Source organism: Larkinella fluvii (assembly GCF_051857545.1).
Classification (GTDB): domain Bacteria; phylum Bacteroidota; class Bacteroidia; order Cytophagales; family Spirosomataceae; genus Larkinella.
In genome coordinates this window covers 25,227-45,143 of sequence record NZ_JBPZHB010000002.1, presented here as the reverse complement: position 1 = coordinate 45,143, position 19,917 = coordinate 25,227, and the positions used below count along the sequence as shown (strand labels likewise).

At 52.7% G+C, this 19,917-nt stretch carries 22 protein-coding genes; 10 read left to right on the top strand and 12 right to left on the bottom strand.

Annotated elements, in window-relative coordinates; translation table 11 throughout:
• Positions 1–65 precede the first annotated feature (65 nt).
• The 3 genes from ACS5NO_RS04345 to ACS5NO_RS04335 are packed head-to-tail and all read left to right on the top strand — an operon-like array spanning position 66 to position 2,199.
• On the top strand, positions 66–722 hold the full coding sequence (locus ACS5NO_RS04345; RefSeq protein WP_439414010.1) for an SGNH/GDSL hydrolase family protein: 657 nt from the start codon (positions 66–68) through the stop codon (positions 720–722).
• A gap of 36 nt (positions 723–758) precedes the next feature.
• Complete coding sequence (locus ACS5NO_RS04340) at positions 759–1,754, top strand: bifunctional heptose 7-phosphate kinase/heptose 1-phosphate adenyltransferase (RefSeq protein ID WP_439414009.1); 996 nt, start codon at positions 759–761, stop codon at positions 1,752–1,754.
• A 4-nt stretch (positions 1,755–1,758) separates the two neighbouring features.
• Positions 1,759–2,199: a GNAT family N-acetyltransferase gene (locus tag ACS5NO_RS04335; protein ID WP_439414008.1), complete on the top strand. Its 441-nt coding sequence runs from the start codon at positions 1,759–1,761 to the stop codon at positions 2,197–2,199.
• Positions 2,200–2,210: 11 nt separating this feature from the next.
• Here ACS5NO_RS04335 and ACS5NO_RS04330 read toward each other — a convergent pair whose 3' ends face one another.
• Together ACS5NO_RS04330 and hemE are read right to left on the bottom strand one after the other, a co-directional pair.
• A complete protein-coding gene (locus ACS5NO_RS04330; RefSeq protein ID WP_439414007.1) occupies positions 2,211–2,444 on the bottom strand; it encodes a hypothetical protein in 234 nt (77 codons plus the stop codon).
• Positions 2,441–3,475 (bottom strand): uroporphyrinogen decarboxylase, encoded by a 1,035-nt coding sequence (hemE, locus tag ACS5NO_RS04325; protein ID WP_439414006.1) that lies wholly within the window; start codon positions 3,473–3,475, stop codon positions 2,441–2,443. The genes ACS5NO_RS04330 and hemE overlap by 4 nt, the downstream gene beginning before the upstream one ends.
• Before the next feature lie 193 nt (positions 3,476–3,668).
• Between hemE and ACS5NO_RS04320 the strand changes: the two genes are divergently transcribed.
• The 3 genes from ACS5NO_RS04320 (at position 3,669) to ACS5NO_RS04310 (ending at position 6,227) form a co-directional block, all read left to right on the top strand.
• Positions 3,669–4,223 carry a TetR/AcrR family transcriptional regulator gene (locus tag ACS5NO_RS04320; RefSeq protein WP_439414005.1) on the top strand — a complete coding sequence of 185 codons (555 nt, stop codon included), beginning with the start codon at positions 3,669–3,671 and terminating at the stop codon, positions 4,221–4,223.
• A gap of 83 nt (positions 4,224–4,306) precedes the next feature.
• Positions 4,307–5,548: a beta-ketoacyl-ACP synthase II gene (gene fabF, locus ACS5NO_RS04315; protein ID WP_439414004.1), complete on the top strand. Its 1,242-nt coding sequence runs from the start codon at positions 4,307–4,309 to the stop codon at positions 5,546–5,548.
• A gap of 121 nt (positions 5,549–5,669) precedes the next feature.
• Positions 5,670–6,227 (top strand): hypothetical protein, encoded by a 558-nt coding sequence (locus ACS5NO_RS04310; RefSeq protein WP_138989743.1) that lies wholly within the window; start codon positions 5,670–5,672, stop codon positions 6,225–6,227.
• 9 nt (positions 6,228–6,236) lie between these two features.
• Here ACS5NO_RS04310 and lgt read toward each other — a convergent pair whose 3' ends face one another.
• From lgt to ACS5NO_RS04270, 8 genes are all read right to left on the bottom strand, one after another.
• Complete coding sequence (gene lgt / locus ACS5NO_RS04305; RefSeq protein WP_439414003.1) at positions 6,237–7,097, bottom strand: prolipoprotein diacylglyceryl transferase; 861 nt, start codon at positions 7,095–7,097, stop codon at positions 6,237–6,239.
• 13 nt (positions 7,098–7,110) lie between these two features.
• A complete protein-coding gene (locus tag ACS5NO_RS04300; RefSeq protein WP_439414002.1) occupies positions 7,111–7,308 on the bottom strand; it encodes a hypothetical protein in 198 nt (65 codons plus the stop codon).
• Entirely contained in the window at positions 7,305–7,817 is a 513-nt protein-coding gene (locus tag ACS5NO_RS04295) for an RNA polymerase sigma factor (RefSeq protein ID WP_439414001.1), read from the bottom strand. Before ACS5NO_RS04295 ends, ACS5NO_RS04300 begins: the two co-directional genes overlap by 4 nt.
• Before the next feature lie 60 nt (positions 7,818–7,877).
• Positions 7,878–8,147, bottom strand: coding sequence for a DUF167 domain-containing protein (locus ACS5NO_RS04290; protein WP_439414000.1), 270 nt, complete (start codon positions 8,145–8,147; stop codon positions 7,878–7,880).
• Positions 8,148–8,157: 10 nt separating this feature from the next.
• Positions 8,158–8,547 carry a tautomerase family protein gene (locus tag ACS5NO_RS04285; RefSeq protein ID WP_439413999.1) on the bottom strand — a complete coding sequence of 130 codons (390 nt, stop codon included), beginning with the start codon at positions 8,545–8,547 and terminating at the stop codon, positions 8,158–8,160.
• Between the two features lie 63 nt (positions 8,548–8,610).
• Positions 8,611–9,783 carry an AIR synthase related protein gene (locus ACS5NO_RS04280; protein WP_439413998.1) on the bottom strand — a complete coding sequence of 391 codons (1,173 nt, stop codon included), beginning with the start codon at positions 9,781–9,783 and terminating at the stop codon, positions 8,611–8,613.
• A gap of 3 nt (positions 9,784–9,786) precedes the next feature.
• Positions 9,787–10,755 (bottom strand): Kelch repeat-containing protein, encoded by a 969-nt coding sequence (locus ACS5NO_RS04275; protein WP_439413997.1) that lies wholly within the window; start codon positions 10,753–10,755, stop codon positions 9,787–9,789.
• Positions 10,756–10,869: 114 nt separating this feature from the next.
• The gene (locus ACS5NO_RS04270; protein ID WP_439413996.1) at positions 10,870–11,853 is read right to left on the bottom strand and encodes a Gfo/Idh/MocA family protein; all 984 of its coding nucleotides are present in this window, start codon (positions 11,851–11,853) and stop codon (positions 10,870–10,872) included.
• A 90-nt stretch (positions 11,854–11,943) separates the two neighbouring features.
• Here ACS5NO_RS04270 and ACS5NO_RS04265 point away from each other — a divergent pair, with 90 nt between their 5' ends.
• Both ACS5NO_RS04265 and ACS5NO_RS04260 read left to right on the top strand, forming a co-directional pair.
• A complete protein-coding gene (locus ACS5NO_RS04265; RefSeq protein WP_439413995.1) occupies positions 11,944–12,792 on the top strand; it encodes a DUF481 domain-containing protein in 849 nt (282 codons plus the stop codon).
• 95 nt (positions 12,793–12,887) lie between these two features.
• The gene (locus ACS5NO_RS04260; RefSeq protein WP_439413994.1) at positions 12,888–13,415 is read left to right on the top strand and encodes a PAS domain-containing protein; all 528 of its coding nucleotides are present in this window, start codon (positions 12,888–12,890) and stop codon (positions 13,413–13,415) included.
• An 18-nt stretch (positions 13,416–13,433) separates the two neighbouring features.
• Here the strand turns inward: ACS5NO_RS04260 and ACS5NO_RS04255 are convergent, their stop codons facing one another.
• Positions 13,434–15,902 carry a TonB-dependent receptor plug domain-containing protein gene (locus ACS5NO_RS04255; RefSeq protein ID WP_439413993.1) on the bottom strand — a complete coding sequence of 823 codons (2,469 nt, stop codon included), beginning with the start codon at positions 15,900–15,902 and terminating at the stop codon, positions 13,434–13,436.
• An 83-nt stretch (positions 15,903–15,985) separates the two neighbouring features.
• On the opposite strand from ACS5NO_RS04255, the gene ACS5NO_RS04250 reads away from it, so the two are divergent.
• Positions 15,986–16,636, top strand: coding sequence for an oxidoreductase (locus ACS5NO_RS04250; protein ID WP_150876181.1), 651 nt, complete (start codon positions 15,986–15,988; stop codon positions 16,634–16,636).
• A gap of 3 nt (positions 16,637–16,639) precedes the next feature.
• Positions 16,640–18,574 (top strand): D-apionate lactonase family protein, encoded by a 1,935-nt coding sequence (locus ACS5NO_RS04245; protein WP_439413992.1) that lies wholly within the window; start codon positions 16,640–16,642, stop codon positions 18,572–18,574.
• Positions 18,575–18,653: 79 nt separating this feature from the next.
• On the opposite strand, the gene ACS5NO_RS04240 is transcribed toward ACS5NO_RS04245, so the two are convergent.
• On the bottom strand, positions 18,654–19,883 hold the full coding sequence (locus ACS5NO_RS04240) for a DUF6786 family protein (protein WP_439413991.1): 1,230 nt from the start codon (positions 19,881–19,883) through the stop codon (positions 18,654–18,656).
• Between the last annotated feature and the right edge of the window lie 34 nt (positions 19,884–19,917).

The window sequence follows — 19,917 nt, the reverse complement described above, 5'->3', positions numbered from 1 at the left end:
GTTAAAACCGTGGGCTTATACAAAAAAGTGAATGCCATTTTTGTTTTATTCCTAAATGATCCTTTATGAAAAAATACCCGCTCCTATTTCTGTTAACCGTTGTTATTCAATATATTGCGCTCGCTCAGGGAGTCGTTCCTTTTGAAAACGAGATCAAGGCTTTTGAGGAACAGGACCGCAGCGCGTCGCCCCCCCAGGACGTGATTCTGTTTACCGGCAGTTCGTCCATCAAGCTCTGGCAAACCCTCCAGGCCGATTTTCCGGACAAAAAGGTGCTCAACCGTGGTTTTGGCGGTTCCAAATTGCCCGATGTCATTTACTTCGCCGACCGCGTAACGGTCCCCTACAAACCCAAACAGATTGTGATTTACGCCGGCGAAAACGACGTCGCCAGCGGCACCGTGACGGCTCAGGAAGTGCGCGACCGGTTTGTTACGCTGTTTACGAAAATCCGGAAATCGTTGCCCAAAACGCCCATCGTTTTCATTTCGATGAAGCCCAGCCCGTCGCGCCGGAAGTTTTTGCCGATCACGATGGAAGCCAACGACCTCATTAAGAACTACATTGCCAAACAAAAACAGGCGCAATACCTCGATATTTATACGCCCATGCTCGATGCCAACGGCCAGATCCGGGGCGAACTGTTCCGGGCCGACAGCCTGCATATGAGTCCGAAAGGCTACGAAATCTGGACGGCCAAACTGAAACCGCTCCTGAAGTAAGAATGATTAAAACCAAACGCATTGACCAGTACCGCATTGATTAACACCGCATCCCTGGAAGAAATTTTTGAAGCGTTCAATTCGCTCCGCGTCCTGATCGTCGGCGACGTGATGCTCGACTCCTACGTCTGGGGTCGCGTGGATCGGATTTCGCCGGAAGCCCCCGTGCCGGTTGTAACCGTTCAACGGCGGGAATTACGGCTGGGCGGTGCCGGTAATGTGATTCTGAACGTCCAGGCGCTGGGTGCCGAACCCATCATTTGCTCCGTGATCGGAACCGACGAACCGGGCGACCGGCTGATCGGTCAACTCCAGGGAAACGGCTTAAACTGCGACGGACTGATTCGGAGCAATTCCCGCATTACCACCATCAAGGAGCGGATCATGGCCGGTTCGCAGCAGGTGGTTCGGGTGGATACGGAAACCGATCAATACATCTCCGAATCGGAACGGAATCTTCTGATTGCGAAAGCAAAAGTGCTAATCCCGACGTGTCAGGTAGTTATTTTTCAGGATTACGACAAGGGTGTTCTGAGCCAGGAAGCCATTGCCGAAATTACGGATTTTGCCAACGAACAGGGTGTTCCGACGGTGGTGGACCCAAAAAAACGGAATTTTCTGGCCTACCACCACACCACGCTTTTCAAGCCCAACCTGAAAGAATTGAAAGAGGGGCTTAAAATTGACTTCGATGTAACGAAAACCGGTGAATTTCAGGCGGCTATCGACCAGTTGAAAGCCCGAATGAGTCTGAAAGGGGCGTTGATTACCCTCTCGGAGCGGGGCGTTTTTATCGATTTTCAGGGCGAAATTCACCGGTTTCCGGCCCACATCCGCCAGATTTCGGATGTGTCGGGCGCGGGCGATACGGTTATTAGCGTGGCAGCCTGTTGCGTGGCCCTCGAATTGCCTCCGCGCTTCATCGCCGGTCTGTCGAACCTGGCCGGGGGGCTGGTCTGCGAATCGCTGGGCGTCGTGCCCATCGACAAACAACGGTTGAAAATAGAAGCCCTCAAAGAAAAGTTACTGTAAACCCATGGAAGTTCAGCAGGAAAACTACACCATTTCAACCGATCCGGCGCGGCTCCAATTTGAGGTCATTTACGATTTTCTGACCAACCGCTCCTATTGGGCCACCGGCATCAGCCGCGAAACGCTGCAAAAGCAACTGGACCACACGACCTTGCATTTCGGGCTCTATGATGGCGAAAACCAAATTGGTTATGCGCAGGTGCTGACTAATTTTACGTCCTTTGCCTACCTCGGCAACGTTTTCGTGCTGGAAGACTACCGTGGACAAGGGCTGTCGAAGTGGCTCATGGCGACCATTCTGGCCCATCCTGAGTTGCAAGTCATCCGGCGCTGGCTCCTGGCCACCCGCGACGCCCACGGTTTATACCGGCAATTCGGTTTCACGGAACTCACCAAACCGGAAACCATGATGGAGAAATTCGATGATTCGGCCATTCGGCGCTGAAACCGACTGATTTATTCCGCCTGCCTTCTGATTTCGTTGATGTAATCGTCGGTGTAGTCTTTACCCCGGTTGTTATGATAGCGCCAAACCACTTTGTAATTGGAAATCACGGCAACCGGCTGAATTTCTTTGTCTTTTGCGCCCTGTTCCAGGTACTGAATCGCTTCTTCCGACGTATCGAACTGTTGAATTTCCGCTTCGGAATGCCGGGTAAATACGGCGTCGGCTTTCTTCTTCTCGCTCATGCGGTGAATTCTTTTACGGTTTCGATAAAATACTTAACCTTCTGTGGATCGGTATCGGGATAGACCCCGTGACCCAGATTGGCAATGTACCGCTGCGTTCCGAAGGTCTGCAACATCTTCGTCACTTCCGTTTTGATCTGACCATAATCGGCGTACAAAACACAGGGATCGAGATTGCCTTGCAGGGTTTTGTCCGGAATCAACTGCCGCGATTCGGCCGCGTCCATGTTCCAGTCCAGCCCCACCACCGAGCAGCTCAACTGCCCGATTTCCTGGCGGGCGAAAAACGCGCCTTTCGCAAAAACCGTCACCGGAACGCTGGTGGTTTCGGCCAGGGCGTCGCAAATCTGTTTGATGTAAGGCAGTGAAAACGTTCGGTATTGATCGGGTGACAAAATACCGGCCCAGGAATCGAAGATTTGCACCAGATCGGCACCCGCCCGGATTTGCGCTTTCAGGTAATCGATCGTGCTATCCGTAATTTTTTGCAGCAAGGCGTGCGAAAAGGCCGGATCGGCATACAGCAATTTCTTTGCCACCGAGAAGGTTTTGGAGCCTTTGCCTTCGGTCATGTAGCAAAATATCGTGAACGGCGCCCCCGCAAAACCGATCAGCGGAACGCGGCCATTCAGCTCTTTTTTAACGATTTTGATGGCATCCAGCACATAGGCCAGATCGCTTTCGGCATCAGCAACCTTGATCCGATCCAGCTCCTGCCGGTTGCGAACGGTCTGCGGAAAAACCGGTCCCCGTTGCTCGGCCATTTCGTATGGCAGCCCCATCGCTTCCGGGACTACGAGAATATCCGAAAAGATAATAGCAGCATCAACACCCAGAATATCAACGGGTTGAATGGTAACTTCGGCGGCTAACTCTGGCGTTGTAGCCAGTTTGATGAAGCTCCCGGCTTTCTCCCGAACCGCCCGGTATTCAGGCAGAATCCGGCCCGCTTGCCGCATCAGCCAGATGGGAACACGTTCTACGTTTTCGCCACGGGCAGCCCGTAGGAACAGGTCATTTTGTAAAATCATGGTGCAAAGATAGTCTGGTTAAAAGGTTATTTCGCAGAGTTGAGCGGAGTTTAAAGGAGTTTCGCAGAGAAAAAACTTCGCTGAACCCTTTTAAACTCCGCTCAACTCTGCGAAACAATAAATAACTCAAAACACCGCTATTTTTATCAAACAAACGTTTGGTAAAAATAAAACAACCCTCTACATTTGCACCATGCCAGTTCAGAAAGTCACGCGGGAGGAGATTTTGCAGAAAGCCATGCTGGTTTTCAAACGGCAGGGCTACCACCGAACCACGATGGAGGATCTGGCGCAAGCCTGCGGTTTGTTAAAAGGCAGTTTTTACCACTACTTTCGCAGCAAGGAAGTCCTAATGAAAGAAGTGCTGCTGTATTTCAATGCAATCAATGAAAAGCAGCTTTTTTCAATTGCTTATGATGAAGATAAGCCACCGAAACAGCGGCTGGAACACCTGCTCGATGCCTTGTTCAACGGCATTGTGCGGTCGGAAGGGGGTTGTCTAATGGGTAATACGGCGCTGGAAACGTCTTTAGTCACCGAAGCGTTTACCGAACCGTTGCGCGTTCATTTTAACAATGCGCTGGCGGCTCTCGCACACCTTTACCGGACAAACCATTCACCGGAAAAAGCGCGTGAGCTGGCCGAACAGGCTACTGCCGAAATCCAGGGCTCTCTGGTCTTGGTGAAAGTGTTTGGGAATGAACAATTGCTGACCGACTGCCGGAATCGCGCCGTCGAACGTCTGTAAAACCACCTCAGGCCGTGATTGACAGGCGGTTAAAAAAAACTATTATCTATTAAAAGACCGGATGAATGAATCCGGATGATCAAATGAAAAGAGTCGTCGTAACGGGATTAGGGGCTTTGACGCCCATTGGAAATACCGTAGAAGCATATTGGAACGGACTGGTTCAGGGGCGCAGTGGGGCGGCTTTGATCACCAAATTCGATGCCACGCTGTTTAAAACCAAGTTTGCCTGCGAGGTAAAAGGCTTCGATCCACTCCAGTTTCTGGATAAAAAAGAAGCCCGTAAAATGGACGAATACAGTCAGTATGCGCTGGTGGTGGCCGACGAAGCCGTCCGGGATGCACATCTGATTGAGGATAAAGTCGACCAGAACCGCGTGGGCGTGATCTGGGCGTCGGGCATTGGCGGGATGTACAGCTTTCAAGAGGAAGTCATTGCCTACGGCGCTGGCGGCCGGAATCCGCGCTTTAATCCGTTTTTTATAACCAAAATGATCGCCAACATGGCGTCGGGCCTGATTTCGATCCGGTACGGTTTTCGGGGTGTCAACTTTGCGCCGGTTTCGGCTTGTGCCTCTGCGACGCACGCCCTGATTGATGCCTTCAACTACATCCGGTTGGGCAAGGCCGAGGTGATCATTGCCGGGGGTTCGGAAGCGGTCGTCACGGAAGTCGCCGTCGGTGGGTTCAACGCCATGAAAGCCCTGTCGGAACGCAACGATGACCCGGCTACGGCGTCGCGCCCGTTCGATGCCAACCGCGACGGTTTTGTACTGGGCGAAGGGGCAGCCGCCCTTGTTTTGGAAGAATATGAACACGCCAAAGCACGGGGTGCCAAAATCTACGCCGAACTGGTGGGCACCGGTGCCACCGCCGACGCTTACCACATGACGGCCACCCACCCCGAAGGACTGGGGGCCACGCTGGCCATGAATGAAGCCCTGCGGGAAGCCAACCTAAAACCGGAAGACGTTGACTATCTGAACGTTCACGCCACCTCAACGCCGGTCGGTGACCTCAGCGAAGCCCAGGCGATTCAGAAGGTATTTGGGCAGAATCCGGCACGACTCCACCTGAGTGCCACCAAATCGATGACGGGACACCTGCTCGGAGCCGCCGGAGCCATCGAAGCCGTTGCCGGTATTCTGGCGATCCGGCACAACACGATTCCCCCCACGATCAACTTGCAGGAGCGCGATGAACGCATCAGTTCGGACCTGAATCTGACCCCCAACGTGGCCGTTCAAACGCCGGTTGATGTAGTCATGAGCAACACCTTCGGCTTTGGCGGACACAACGCGATTGTGGCCTTTCAGCGGGTGTAAGATCACCTAAACAACAAAACCACGACAAAACCTGTAAGGTCTTGAAGACCTTGCAGGTTTCTGAAACTTCCTATATCTCCTAATATTTCCTAATTTCACCCAAATTAGGAAATATTAGGAGATGCCAGCCATCGAAAAAGACCTCAAGAAAGAAATTCTGAAACTGCCGCCGGGCGAGAAAGACAAGTTGTTGCTGCGGCTGATTGCCAAAGACAAGGACCTGGTCGAACGGTTGCATTTTGTGCTGATCGAGGGCGAAACCACGACCGAGGAACGGCGGCACAACCTGAAAGAGAAAATTGCCGAAACCGCCCACGGACATTACACCCACCCTGACGGCTGGATGTTGAAAGCCCTGCGCTCGCTTACCTCTGCGATTGCCCACCACGTCAAAATCACGAAGGACAAGTACGGCGAAGTCGAACTGAACATCTACATCCTGACGGCTTTTTTCAACGTTCAGCCGAGCCTTTTTGCCCATCTGAACCACCACAACCAGAATTCTTGCGCCTTTGTGGCCAAAAAAGCGGAGACGATATTGAAAAAACTCCAGAAGATCGATCCCGATTATTACATCGAATTTGAAACCGATGTCAACCAGGCCCTCGATTTCATTTATACCCACGGGCCGGGGCTGTATGCCCGACAACTCGGCCTGCCGAAACAGTGGAAACCCTAGTACCGAATACTAGCAGTTTACAGTCAAAACCGGTCGGTTTTTACGTCTGATAACCAACAAAAGGATAACACCAGCCAGAATGGCCGGAATGCTCAAAATCTGACCCATGTTAAGCACCATAGAATTCTCAAAATCTTCCTGACTGGTTTTCAAAAATTCGACCAGAAACCGGAAGCTAAACAGGAGAATTAGAAAGATGCCGGTTATAAAACCGTTGGGAAGTCGATAGCGTTTCTGCTTCCACAAGGCGAAGGTCAACGCGAGCAAAAACAGGCAAAAAAGCGACTCGTAGAGTTGCGTCGGATGGCGGGGGACGAGGGGCAGCAAGGCCGGGTCGGTTTCCCGAACAAAGACAAAACCCCAGGGCAGCGTGGTCGGTTTTCCATAAATCTCGGAGTTCAATAAATTCCCCAGCCGAATCAGCGCTCCACCCAGGCTGACGGCAATCACCAACCGATCGACGACCCAAAGAAAAGGCTGATCACTCCGCTTTCGACTATACAGATACAATGCCACAGGAATAACGATTGTCGCTCCGTGGCTCGCCAGTCCTTCAAACGGTAAGCTCAGCATTGATTTTAGCCATCGACCGGGCTGAGCAAAGAGTAACTCCCACTCGTAGAACAGGTAATGGCCCAGTCGCGCACCAATCACCGTTGCCAGCACGACATACAGAATCAGAATTTCCAGGTCTGCAACCGGTTTCTGGTCCCGTTTATAGATGTAACGCATCACCATTTGACCACCTAAAAAACTGGCAGCAAATAGCAACCCGTACCAGGCAATCGGCCATTCGACCCCAAAAATAGACAGGGTGTAAATTTGGGGATCAAAGTCCCAAATGATAAACACCAATGCGTGAGAAAGCATAGAAATCAGGAGATTAGCAGCCCGTGGTGATGCCCAATAAAAAAAGGCTGACACAAAAATTAAGGGCCGCGTGTTGATATGGTTTATACCACGGATAGACGACGGTTTTCGATTGAATCAGGCGCAGCAGTTCATCCTCGCTCCACTGGGATTGTTTGCCCACCTGATCTTTGTAGGCATTCCAGATCGGTTTCAAGTCGTCGGTATTCATAGCGGTTCTTTTTTTAATAGCTGACCCAACCGGGTTTTAATTCGATTAATTTTCGTACTGACATTCGTTCGACTCATCGCCAGAATTGCCGCTATTTCCTCGTAACTGTGTTCGTCCAGGTAGAGCATGATTATGGCTTTATCAACGTCTGACAACTGGCTAATGGCCTGATACAACGCCTGCGTTAATTCATTGTCAACTTCCGACGACGGAAGTTGAAACTCCCGCTCCGAAAAGGGCACATGCTCGGGTTGTGCTTTCTCCTTCCGGATTCGGGCAAAAACCGTGTTGAGTGCTACGCGGTAAATCCAGGTGGAAACTTTGGACTCGTGATTAAATGAAGGATAGGACTTCCAGAGTTGCAGTACAATTTCCTGAAAAAGATCCTTTCGGTCTTCCGGCAACCGATAATACAGGTTGCAAAGGCTGTGGATCAGCTTCTGGTGTTGTGCAATGAGCTGCACAAATTCCTGTTGTACGGATGCTTTGGCCACAGACGGAGTCAACAAATGGATTCAGGGGTATTAGTTGCCGAAAGTCTGAAAAAGTCACACGCAGCCTGACTTTTTTTAATTGACCCCTTCCAAATCCGATAAGACCTTCGAAACAACATCTCCTTCTGCACTGATTTCCAGTCGTTTGTGGGGATTGGTAAACCCGGAAACAATTTCAACCGAAGATTTAGATATCCCGAACTGGCGAGCCAGAAACTCTACGAGATACGCATTGGCCTTGCCGTCCTGCGCCGGTGCTTTGATTTTGGCATTCAACTGCCCGGCCGCATCGAAAAAGAGTTTGTCGATTTTGCTGCCGGGTTTCACTTTCAGATGCAGCACCATAGACGAACGGTTACACGTTAATTTTATAATTTATTGCTGCTTCATCGCCGGTTTTGCCCCGAAAGCCCCAGTTGTGGGCCGGACTTTCCAGAATGCAGATTTCAATATCGGCCAACGACAGGCCGGTCTGCTGGGTGATGCGTTCAAAAAGCAGGTTGATCAGTCTCTTTTTCGTCTCCATCGTCCGGCCTTCAATCATCAGAATTTCGATGATGATGTACTTTTCCGAGCGACCTTCCGGCATGAAAAAATCCTCCGGTTCAAGATACAAAAACCGGTGGGCGCGTTTGTTTAGCGGAAATTGCAACGCATCGACCACACAGGAATGAATCACATCCGACAAGGTATTTCGGATAGCCCGCAACGGTTCCTGAAGACCGTAAATCTTGACCTGGCTCATGGTGACGGACAAGAGAAGTTAGAAAAGAGACAAAAGAAGTACACTCAAAAAACCGTATTTCTTTTAATACACAAACGTTCCGACTTCGCTCTGAATGGTTACGCGCTTTCCTTCAAACGCTTCGACATGACCAATAATCCGGCCTTCGATGCCGAACTGACCGGCAATGTCGATCACGCGCGGGGCGTTCGCTTCGGATAGATAGATTTCCAGCCGGTGACCCATGTTGAACACCTTATACATTTCCTGCCAATGCGTGCCGCTTTCCTGCTGAATCAACGCAAACAAAGGTGGAATCGGAAAGAGGTTATCTTTTATAACGTGCAGATTATCAATAAAATGAAGCACTTTGGTCTGGGCTCCCCCACTGCAGTGCACCATCCCGTGAATCTGTGAACGCAATTCATCCAGCAGGGCTTTCGCGACGGGCGCGTACGTCCGCGTTGGCGACAGAATCAACTGCCCGACGTTCAGACCGGTCGCATCAACCGGGTCGGTTAGCTGCTTCGAACCACTGTAGACCAGGCTCCGGTCCACGGCGGGATCGAAACTTTCGGCGTATTTGTCGGCCAGATAATGCCCCAGCACATCGTGCCGCGCGGAGGTCAGGCCGTTGCTGCCCATGCCGCCGTTGTAGGTTTTTTCGTAGGTCGCCTGCCCGAACGACGCCAGGCCGACCACCACATCCCCGGCCTGAATCCGGTCGTTGCTAATGACTTCATCCCGGCGCATCCGGGCAATTACCGTGCTGTCGACAATGATCGTTCTGACCAGATCGCCTACATCGGCGGTTTCGCCCCCGGTGCTGGAAATGTCGATACCGTGTTGCCGCAGCATCACCAGCACCTCTTCGGTCCCGTCGATAATTTCGGCAATGACTTCGCCCGGAATCAGGTTTTTGTTCCGCCCAATGGTCGAAGACAACAGCAGTGGGCCGGTGGAACCCACACAAATCAGGTCGTCGGTATTCATCACGACAGCATCCTGCGCAATGCCCCGCCAGACCGACAGATCACCGGTTTCTTTCCAGTAGAGATACGCCAGTGACGACTTGGTGCCAGCGCCATCAGCGTGCATGATGGTGCAATAGTCCGGGTCACCCGCCAGTGCATCGGGAACAATTTTGCAGAATGCTTTGGGAAACAGTCCCTTGTCTAAGTTGGCAATGGCTTTGTGAACGTCTTCTTTGGAAGCCGAAACACCCCGCTGCGCGTAACGATCAGTTGGTTGATTCATTGGTTATTTTAAAACTTCGACGGTATTCAATTCCGGCCCACCGCCGTGGTTGGCCGATCCGGCCAGGATATAAATGTGATTTTTATAGACCACCGCCTGCGTACCGTGCCGTCCTTCGTTCAGTTTCGGCCCCGACGTCCAGCGATTGGTTTTGGGGTCAAGTATTTCGGCTTCGTTGTGCGACAGCAATTGTTCGCTTTCGCCCCCAATCACCCACACTTTGTTGTCTTTCGTCACCGCCGTGCTGCCCGCCCGCAGCGTCGGGAAGTTGCTTTCGGCCGGAAGCGTTTCCCATTTGCCGGTTTTGAAATCATAGACATCCACTTCCGGCATGGTCGTATCGATCACATGCCCGGTTTTGGCCGACGAGCGACGTCCACCCGCCAGATACATTTTGTTGCCCACCACGGCGGCACTGATGTGATCACGCGAACGGGGTGCGTCGGCCAGTTGTTTCCAGGTATTCGTTTTCGGATCGTATTCGTCCAGGCGGGAAACGTGGCCGTCAAAATGGCCGTCGATGATGCCGCAAACCATGTAAATCTTGTCGTTATACACCACCACGCCGGCCGATCCGCGCAATTGGTCTTTCGGAATCTCCGGCCCCTTGCGCCAGACGCCTGTTTTGGGGCTGTAGATATAAATGTTCGGAATCGGCGTTTCGTGCGGGTATTTCCCCTCAAACGCGCCCATCACGTAGATTTCTCCTTTGTAGTTAATGGCCTGAAAATGATTCATTTCCACCGGTGGCGTCGGCAGCTTTTTCCACATCAGGGTCTTGAGGTTCAGGGCTTCCAGCGGTTTCATGCCGCGACCACCGATGGCATACAGACTGTCGCCAACAAGAGCGGCTGCGTTTTCGTGGCGCTTTTCGCACTCATTTTTATACTTGACCTGCTCCCAGGTTTGGGCCACCACCCAGGATTGACTCAGGAGCGTCAGGACGGAAAAGGCAAGGAGTTTTTTGTTCATAACAATATGGGTTTTTGGTTTACAGTTTTCGGTTTTCGGTTAGCTGACGCATTCTTGTTCCTACGATAGCCAGCATGCGTCAGCCACCGTAAACTGAAAACTGTAAACCGTAAACTACTTATCTTCTTCATACACAATCCCCGCTTCGGCCCGGACGGCGTCCAGCAAACCGATCAGGTTCAGGCTGTCGTCGAGCGACCACAACGGACTTTCGGTTTTCTTCAGCCGCAAACAGTCCGAAACGTGTTCGGCTTCGTAATCATAACCCCAGGTCGTCCGGGCAAAGGTAAACGTTTGCGGCTCGCCATTAGTGGGTTGGTGAACCACCGAATCGCCTTCGTGGAACCGGCCGGGTAAATACAGATTTCCGGTTTCGCCGTACAACACCGCGTCGGTTTCGGTTTTCGATACCACCGTACTATTCAAAACCGCCAGTTGGTTTTCGGCGTAGGTCAACACCATGCCGCATTGTTCATCTACCCCCGTTGAACCGAAAACCGCCGTAGCTTTAATCGTTTGGGGAGTTCCTAGAAATACGTACGACAAAAATAGCGGATAAATCCCAATGTCCATCAGCGAACCACCGCCCAACGCCTTGTTATACATCCGTTTTTCGGGATCGACGGGCGCAATGAAACCGAAGTCGGCCCGCAATCCTTTCACGCGCCCAATCGCCTGATTTTCGGTCAGTTCCCGGGCTTTCTGCACCGACGGCATAAACCGGCTCCAGAGGGCTTCCATCAGAAACACCTGTTTCGACCGCGCCGTTTCGACCATCTGCCGAACCTGACCGGCGTTCATGGCAAACGGTTTTTCACACAAAACCGCAATGCCCGCATTCAGGCACAGCAGCGTGTTTTCGAAGTGGTGATTGTGCGTCGTCGCAATATAGACCACGTCCAGGCCCTCGCAGGTCAGCAGGTCTTCGTAGGAACCGTAGGCGTGTTTGGCACCGTATTGGGCGGCAAATTCATCGGCTCGCTCCTGGCTGGTGGAAGCCACCGCCAGCAGTTCGACATCCGGTACGGTTTGGAGATCCTGAACAAATTTATGGGCAATCCGGCCCAGGCCGAGAACACCCCAACGAATCACGGCCATAAGCAGGGCAATTGAATCATTTTGGGAATAACTATAGACCAAATGTACGGCATCAGGGGTTATAGACAAGAAGCCATCGTATTTTTGCCTATGACTTTCTTTAAAATCAGCCTTCTATTCGGCCTGTTTTTACCGCTAACGGGCCACGCTCAAGTTGTTACGCCGGACACCCTGAAACCGGCCGCGCCCATTGACTCGGTCGCGTCGGATTCTACCGCCCGCCTGAAAAAAGAGGAAGCAGCCAAGGCGGCACCGGTCGCAGCCAGCGACCCGACAGGTTTTCACTACAAAATTACGGCCGACGGCACCGTAACCGCCGGGAACGTCAACCGGGCGTTGATTCAGGTTGGCGGAGCGTTCGACTGGGCGGTGAGTCAACTTTTCCGGTTTGCGAGCAATCCTTCCTTTGCCTATGGACGCCAGAACCAGCAGTTGAATGAACGGGAAATTCTGGCCGATTTTCGCACAACCTACCTCCACGAACGCAAGTTTTATTACCTCGGTTTTGGGGCCGTCGAAATCAGCAACCTCCGCAAAATCCACCAGCGGCTCACTGGCGGAGCGGGCGTTGGCTACAAACTCCTCAGTCGCAAGAATGCTTACCTGTCCGTTACCAATGTGCTGTTGTACGAATACACGGATTTCATCACCAACTCGGCTGAGGTGCAGGATGTCAATGTGTTACGAAATTCTACGCGCATTTTTGGGGAGTACCAGTGGGATCAGGGCCGGTATTCGATCAGCCATACGGTTTTTATGCAACCGGCCCTCAACCAGCCCAACCTCCGCTGGAACGGCAATCTGGCTTTCCAAATCCGGCTGACCTCGCTCATCGGTGTACGCACGGCGGTTCAGAATTCGTATGAAAGTGTGGTGGCCGCGGGGCGGAAAAACAACGATTTCCGGTGGACAACGGGTCTGGTGCTGGAGGTAAAATAACGGGTATTGTTGGTAACCATCCACAAACCGCTTATCTTTTCCACTTTCGTGAACTCACCCACACTATACGTAACTGCCCCCACAGGCCCATTTTCATGAATTTGAACCAATCCTACACGGACTACCTGCAGCACACGTCGGCTTCGGCGCGGCCTTTTCCGGTGGCCTGTCTGGAAGTGTTTTTACTCGACCAGGCTCAGGATCGTCAACACCGGCGCGAAGTGGACAGACTGAATGAATTCGCCGAGGTTTTTGACTGGAAACTCACCCGCGACTACGAAAAGGCGCTCAATGACGGCTACACGCTCATTGTTTCGAACGCAGCCCGATCGATTCTGTGGGTCAGTCACCGGTTTTTGGCCATGACAGGCTACACCCCCACGGAAGTCATCGGCCGCACACCCCGGCTTTTGCAGGGACCAAACACGGACCCTGCCCGAATCCGTGAGCTATCGAACGATCTGGCGCTGGCCCAACGTACAAAACGTACGCAACCCATTTTTCAACAGCTTGTCAATTACCGAAAAGGCGGGTCGCCGTATCTCTGCGACATTGAAATTGACCCGATCTGGAACAGAAAAGGTGAACTAACCCACTACATTGCTCTTGAAAAAGAGGTGTAACAGACGGGACAAAACCGCTTACTTCACCTCGAAAACCGCCTTTCCAACGCCCGGCCGGCCATCGGTCGACGCACCCTCGGCCACCACCCGAACCGGGGTGCGGGCGTCGGAAGCAAAGAAAGTAATCTGCGCTTTCCCGTCGTCTCCGGTTTGAATCATCGGTGCCCAGTGCAGGGTCGACCGGAAATCCGGCCGGACGTGCTCGGGTTTGGGTTCGTCGTAGCGCGGGGCATAAAACGCCCGGATGGCCCGATACCCCGGCACCACCGCCACCAGCGTTCCGGGCGACTTGTCCTTGGTGTAGTCATAATCCGGTGAGCCGCGTTTGGTATACACCGCAATCGCGCCACCACTCGCCCGGCTGCCAAAGATTGTGGCCGAAGCGCCTTTCAGCACATCGATGGACTCCACATCATACACCGACACAGTCAGAATGCTTTCTTTGGAAACCGGCATACCGTCGATGAGAAACAGCGGTTCGACCACCCCCGCAAAATTGGCGGAACCGCGAATCTGAACGGTTGGATTCATGGCACTGCCCGACACGTTGACGCCCGCAACCCGCCCCCGCAGCATGTCCAGCACCGTCATGGCCCCGCCCGTCATGGTTTGATCCACTTTGATGGTATTGCTGGCCTGCCCGTAAATTTTCCGGGAATCGGTGGGCGCTTCCCGCTTTTTACGAACCGTTACTTCTTTCAGTAAAATCTCCCGGTTTCGCCGAATTTGGGCTTCAATTTCCTGGTATTCCTTCACGTGTTTCAAGTAATCGGCCAGTTCATCCCGCTGGAAAACCAGGGGATTGTACGGTATTTGCGTCAGCTTCACCGTGGGTTTAACGAGGTTGTCGAGTTGAATTTCCACATTTCGGTTGTTTTTGCCCATCACCGCCTGAATCATCACCCGCGTCGAATCCTGAAACGACAGGCCATATACGCCGAAACGACCGTTTTCGTCCGCTTCGCCCGACAGGATGTCACGGCTGCTATCGGGCTGCATCACCAGCACCGTCAACGTGACTTTGCCGGGCGTTTTCTGGTTGGGCCGAACCACCCGGCCCGACAGCGTCAGCCCCTGTTCGATCGGATATTGCGGAGCCGGATAGGTTTCCTGCAACACCTCTTTCCAGACAAACCGACGCCAGCCCTGCGTCATCATCAGCACATCCAGATCCGGCAATCGTTCTTTGTTCGCGGGATCGAAATAATAAGCGGGTTGCTCCACGCTGCCTTTCAGATCGGAGTTGAGCAGCAGATGCGACACCAGATCGGCGGCATACGGTTCTTTGTCCAGTACCTGACCAGCATCAGTGGCCGCCAGCGCAAGGTTGGCACGGGCCGGTTTTCCCGACTCATCCGTTACGGAAACATCCAACTCCACTTTCTCGCGCGGACTGAACGTGGGTTTAGATGGTTTCACCTGAATGGTTAGCCGGTTATTTTTTTCGATAAAAATGAGTCGCTCACAAACCGGCTGGTTGGCTTCGTCGAACAAGGTCAATTGCGAAATCCCTTCCGGGAACAACTGTCTGGAAATTTGCACCACGACGGCTTTTTTCGTGACCTCACCCTGTGCGGCCTGAACGGCTTTCCCCCGCGATTGTGCAATCACGGTAAAACGCCCCTGAACGCTGGCCGGTTTATTATTTCGGACGTAGATGCGCACATTTTCGCGGTTGGTGATGTTATCGACCACCATCATATAGCCTTCCGGCTGGGCGGCTGGTAATGGGTATTGATGGGTACTGCCATCGCCGAGTTTAACAAAAGCCGTATAGGTCTGGCCGGTTTCCGGTTTGATCGAAAAATACCCCATGCCGAGGTGTTTGGTCGAAAAACCGGTGACGGTATCGCCCGCCGAACTCAGCACAAAACCGGATGTTTCCAGCCCTTTTCCCGCCGGGCTCAGCGTTTTAAAAGCCACCCGCCCCTCGATTCCGTTCACCAGTTGGCCTCCTTCCGGAAAAAACTGCACGTCCGGTTGCCGCGAATCCGGCGAAGTGGTCATGGCCTGAACAGGTCCGACGTCGGTTCGCAGCAGGGTCAGCGGTTTGCTGAAAAAATAGTCTTCCGGAAAATTCCGCATCCAGCCCGTGTAGGCCCGCAGCAGGTACGCGCCCGACGCCAGGGAGTCGCCCAGGGCAATATTACCGGTGGCATATCCGTTTTCTGCTTTTAAAATTCGGTGCACCACCACTTTCTGGCTCTCGATTTGCAGCAGATCCACATACAGAACCTTGCTGACAGAATCGGCCAGGTGCGACGGGCCATCGAACAAATAGCCTTTTAGCCAGATCGTTTCGCCAACAGTATAATACGGTTTATCGGTCTGAACATAGACTTTTTCTTTCGGGTAGGCCGTATTGAACGCCTGTAACCGTTCGACCAGATAGACCGGAAACTTATCATCGTCCAAACTGAATGCCAGCAAAACCGATGCGGTTACAAACCACCCGAAACGTCGAAACGAAGCACTTAGTAGATTCATTTGGTAGTTTTTCAAAATAATGTGTTAAAAAAACAAATACTCGCTCATAAATTAGCAATCTTAACGGCCACTAACCCTAAATAATGACAAAGCCCACTCTTAAAACCGCGCTTGTTGTTGGAGCGACTGGTCTTGTTGGAAATGTATTGACCCATCGCCTGCTGGATTCGTCAGCCTACGAAAAAGTTAAAGTGCTGGTTCGGCATTCGTTAGGGTGGCAACACCCCCGTTTACAGGAAATCCAGTACGATTTTGACCATCCAAACGGCTTACTGGTGCAGGCCGACGACGTTTTTTGCTGCCTCGGTACCACCATGAAAAAAGCGGGATCCAAAGATGCCTTTCGAAAAATTGATTATAAATATCCATTAGACGTTGCGCAACGGGCTTTGGTCAACCGGGCGAAGCAATTTTTTTTAGTTTCGTCGATGGGAGCCAATCCAGATTCGTCGATTTTCTACAACCGCGTCAAGGGTGAACTGGAACGTGACCTGGCCGCCCTGAACTATCCGGCCCTGTTTATTTTCCGGCCTTCCCTCCTGCTCGGCGAACGTAACGAATTCCGGCTCGGCGAACGCATTGGGGAAGGATTGATGAAGTTGCTCAATCCGCTGATTCCCGCCAAATACAAAGGCATCCGGGTAGAAAGCGTGGCCAACGCTATGTTTCAAAAAGCCCAGGAAGGACTGACCGGCAAGCACATCATTGAATCGGATCAGTTGCAGAATTTTTAACCTATGTACGCTCCCTCCCTGATTCAGTATGGGCAGCCTGAGCCGCTGCCGGAACCCCGTATGCTCCGCGCCGGACCACTGACGATGCGGTATGAACACGGTTTTCTCCGGTATATCCGTCTGGGCAACCATGAAGTTCTCCGCCTGATTTACCACGCCGTCCGCGACCCCAACTGGGCCACGGCCCCGATGGTGATCGAAGACGAAATCATTGACCAACAGACCGATTCGTTTCACATTCGCTATACGAGCGTTTGCCAAAATGAGACTGTCCACTTGCGCTGGCAATGCGAAATCATCGGCGAACCGGACGGAACGATCCAATTCAATATCGACGGTGAAGCTCTTGCCGACTTCCAGCGTAACCGCGCCGGTTTCTGCATCCTGCATCCCATTCCCGAATGTGCCGGCCAACCCTGCACCCTCACACACCCCGATGGCAGCCAGACGGTCGCTCAGTTTCCCGAAGGCATCAGCCCCCACCAGCCTTTTCTGAACATTCGGGAGATGCAGTGGCCGGTTTCCAACGACGGCTCAGCGGTTTTGTGGTTTGTGGGCGATGTTTTCGAAACTGAAGACCAGCGCAACTGGACCGATGCTTCGTATAAAACATATTGTACGCCCCTCTCGCGTGCGTTTCCGGTACTGCTTCAAACCGGTGATACCATCCAGCAGTCGGTTGAACTTCGTCTGGTCGGTTCGTTTTCCCAGCCTTTAACTTCAGAATCTGAAACCGACGAAACCGCTCTAACCTTTGATTCCGAAACGCTTCCACTGCCCGTCATCGGGCTGGGTGCCAACCCGGAAGCATTGACGGATTCGACGGTGCGTCTGCTCAAAGCAGCCCGCTTCCATCACCTGCGCGTGGAGGTTAACTTTCAGCACCACGACTGGCACGGAACTTTCCGGAAAGCCGTCGGCGATGCGGTTTTGCTGGATTTAAAGCTCGAACTGGTTTTGATTTTCAACCAATTGGCCAATTATGAGCTGTACAGTTTTTTGAAAGAACCGGTTGAGCCGTCGCTGGTTTATTCCGTAACCATTCTCAGTAATTTTGCCAAATCAACCCCGGCAACGCTGCTGCATGAAGTGACGTCGCCCATTCGTCAGGCTTTTCCCGATGCCCGGATCGGTGCCGGAACCAATGCTTTTTTTGTAGCCGTCAACCGGCAAACGCCACCGCTCGAAACCGTCGATTTTCTCAGCTACGCCATCAGCCCACAAGCCCACGCGGTCGATAATTTGACGCTGATGGAAAATACCACCGCCCAACCCGACACCGTCCGGGATGCCCGGCACTGGACGCCGAACGTTCACATTTCGCCCGTTACGCTGCGACCGCGTTTTAATCCCGACGCAACCGGCGACGATGCCGATCCGGCAAACGTTCAGATACCTTTTTCAACAGATCCCCGGCAAATGTCGCTGTTCGGAGCTGCCTGGACGCTGGCCAGTCTGAAAGGATTGATTCAGGCCAAAGCGCGTTCCGTTACCTATTACGAAACAGTAGGTGAAGAGGGGATTGTCCAGGGCGATTTTGCGTCGGCTTACCCCAACCAGTTCGTTGCCGAAGCTGGTATGGTTTTTCCGCTGTACTGGATCTTTCGATTCGTGAACGGTTTTCAACAGGGCAGGGTAATGCCGACCACCAGCAGCCAGCCGTTGAAGGTCGAAGCGCTCTGTCTGCAAAAGGACGACAAAGCGGTTTTGATCCTGACTAACCTGATCGATGAACCGCAAACGGTTTCTGCTCCGATTACCCGAACAGTCGTCGTACGGACGCTGGACGAATCCTCATTTTCCCAAGCTTGTTTTACGCCGGAATCCTTTTGGGAAGCATCGGGCGAAAGTCTCATTCCTGAGAATGAAGAGCTGTTGCGGTTTAGCTTACCCCCGTACGCAACGGTTTTTGCGGAATGGGAAATCAGGGCCGTTTAATGTTTAGCCCACGGTTCAAACCGTGGGCTGGTATATTTTTTCAGACTAGCCAATAAGCCCTGAGCCGTTGTCCGGTTTATCAAAACGCATTCACAATTTCCGCCAGCGAAACGCCCAGCCATTGCCGCGCCATTTTGTCGAGTTGCAGCTCATCGCCCTGGATATGCAGCGTCGTGTGTGTATGCGTCAGGCGACCACCGGGCGCGAGCGCAGCAGCGGGCGACGAGCTTTCCAGTTCGTAGAATTTTCCCATCTGCACCTGGCCCGGTTTCATCGGCCCGTCGTTGTAGGCGTTGGCCACATCCCCTGCATACGGTTCTTTCTGGATTTCCCAGGCCGAATTGACGTAGTCGCGGTTGGACGGATCGAACGTAAACGTGACCAGCGTGAGGGTTTGAGAACCGGGATCGTAGCTGCCCAACCGGTTTTTGACGCGGGCGGGCGGCACCCCGATTTTGCCGCGCGCATTGGCATCGGCCTTAAAGAAAGCCACGCTGTCGTTCACCACCAGCCGCGACGCCGGTATTTTACCAAAATAACCGTCGTTGATGGCCTGCCCCGGTCCGGGTTGAACCGGCACCACAATGGTAGCTTCTGGCGACGCGTTGAACATGCCCAGAATCCAGACCGACAACAGCCCTTTTTCTTTCGTCCACGGCTCTTTTCCGGTATTGATGAGGGTATTGACGGATTCGACTCCCACGATCTTCAGCGAGTCGTTTAAAGACGCACCGGTTGCGCCCAGGATCTGGCTGATCTGCTCTGCGCCCAACAGCCGGACTTCACGCTCTACACCCACGCTGAATTGAGTGCCTGAATAATTCGTCAGTTCAAGGGCTTTCGTAAACCGGGCCGAACGCTCATCTTTCGACGCCAGCGCGAACGGTTCGGAGTCGATGGCTGCGGGCGTTTGCCAGTCGTCACCGGTAAATTTTGCACCCGGTTTGAAATAAATGGCAAATTGTCCACCCTCCGGCCCAAGCCAGAACCGGTCTTCTCCGCCGAACGCATTCATGTGCGGCAGTAATTTCCCCGACTGAATCAGCTCGCGGTTAATCCAGCCGTAGCTCGTTTCACCATCGGCGGTGCTGGTCATGATCCGTCCCTGATACGCCGGACAGATAAGAACCTGGGATTTACCATCTTGAAGGGTCACTAAATCGGGGTGGTATTGCTGTAGGAAGGCTGCGTCGGAAGCAAACATACGGGTTTGGGTAGTATCGGTTTGGGATGTTTTTTCTTCATTCGAAGAAGTGGATTGGCAGGCCAGGACGCCCGCCAGGAAGGGCAAGACTACCCAAAAACTCATTTTTTTCATCATTTGGCTTAGGATTTGTCAGAAT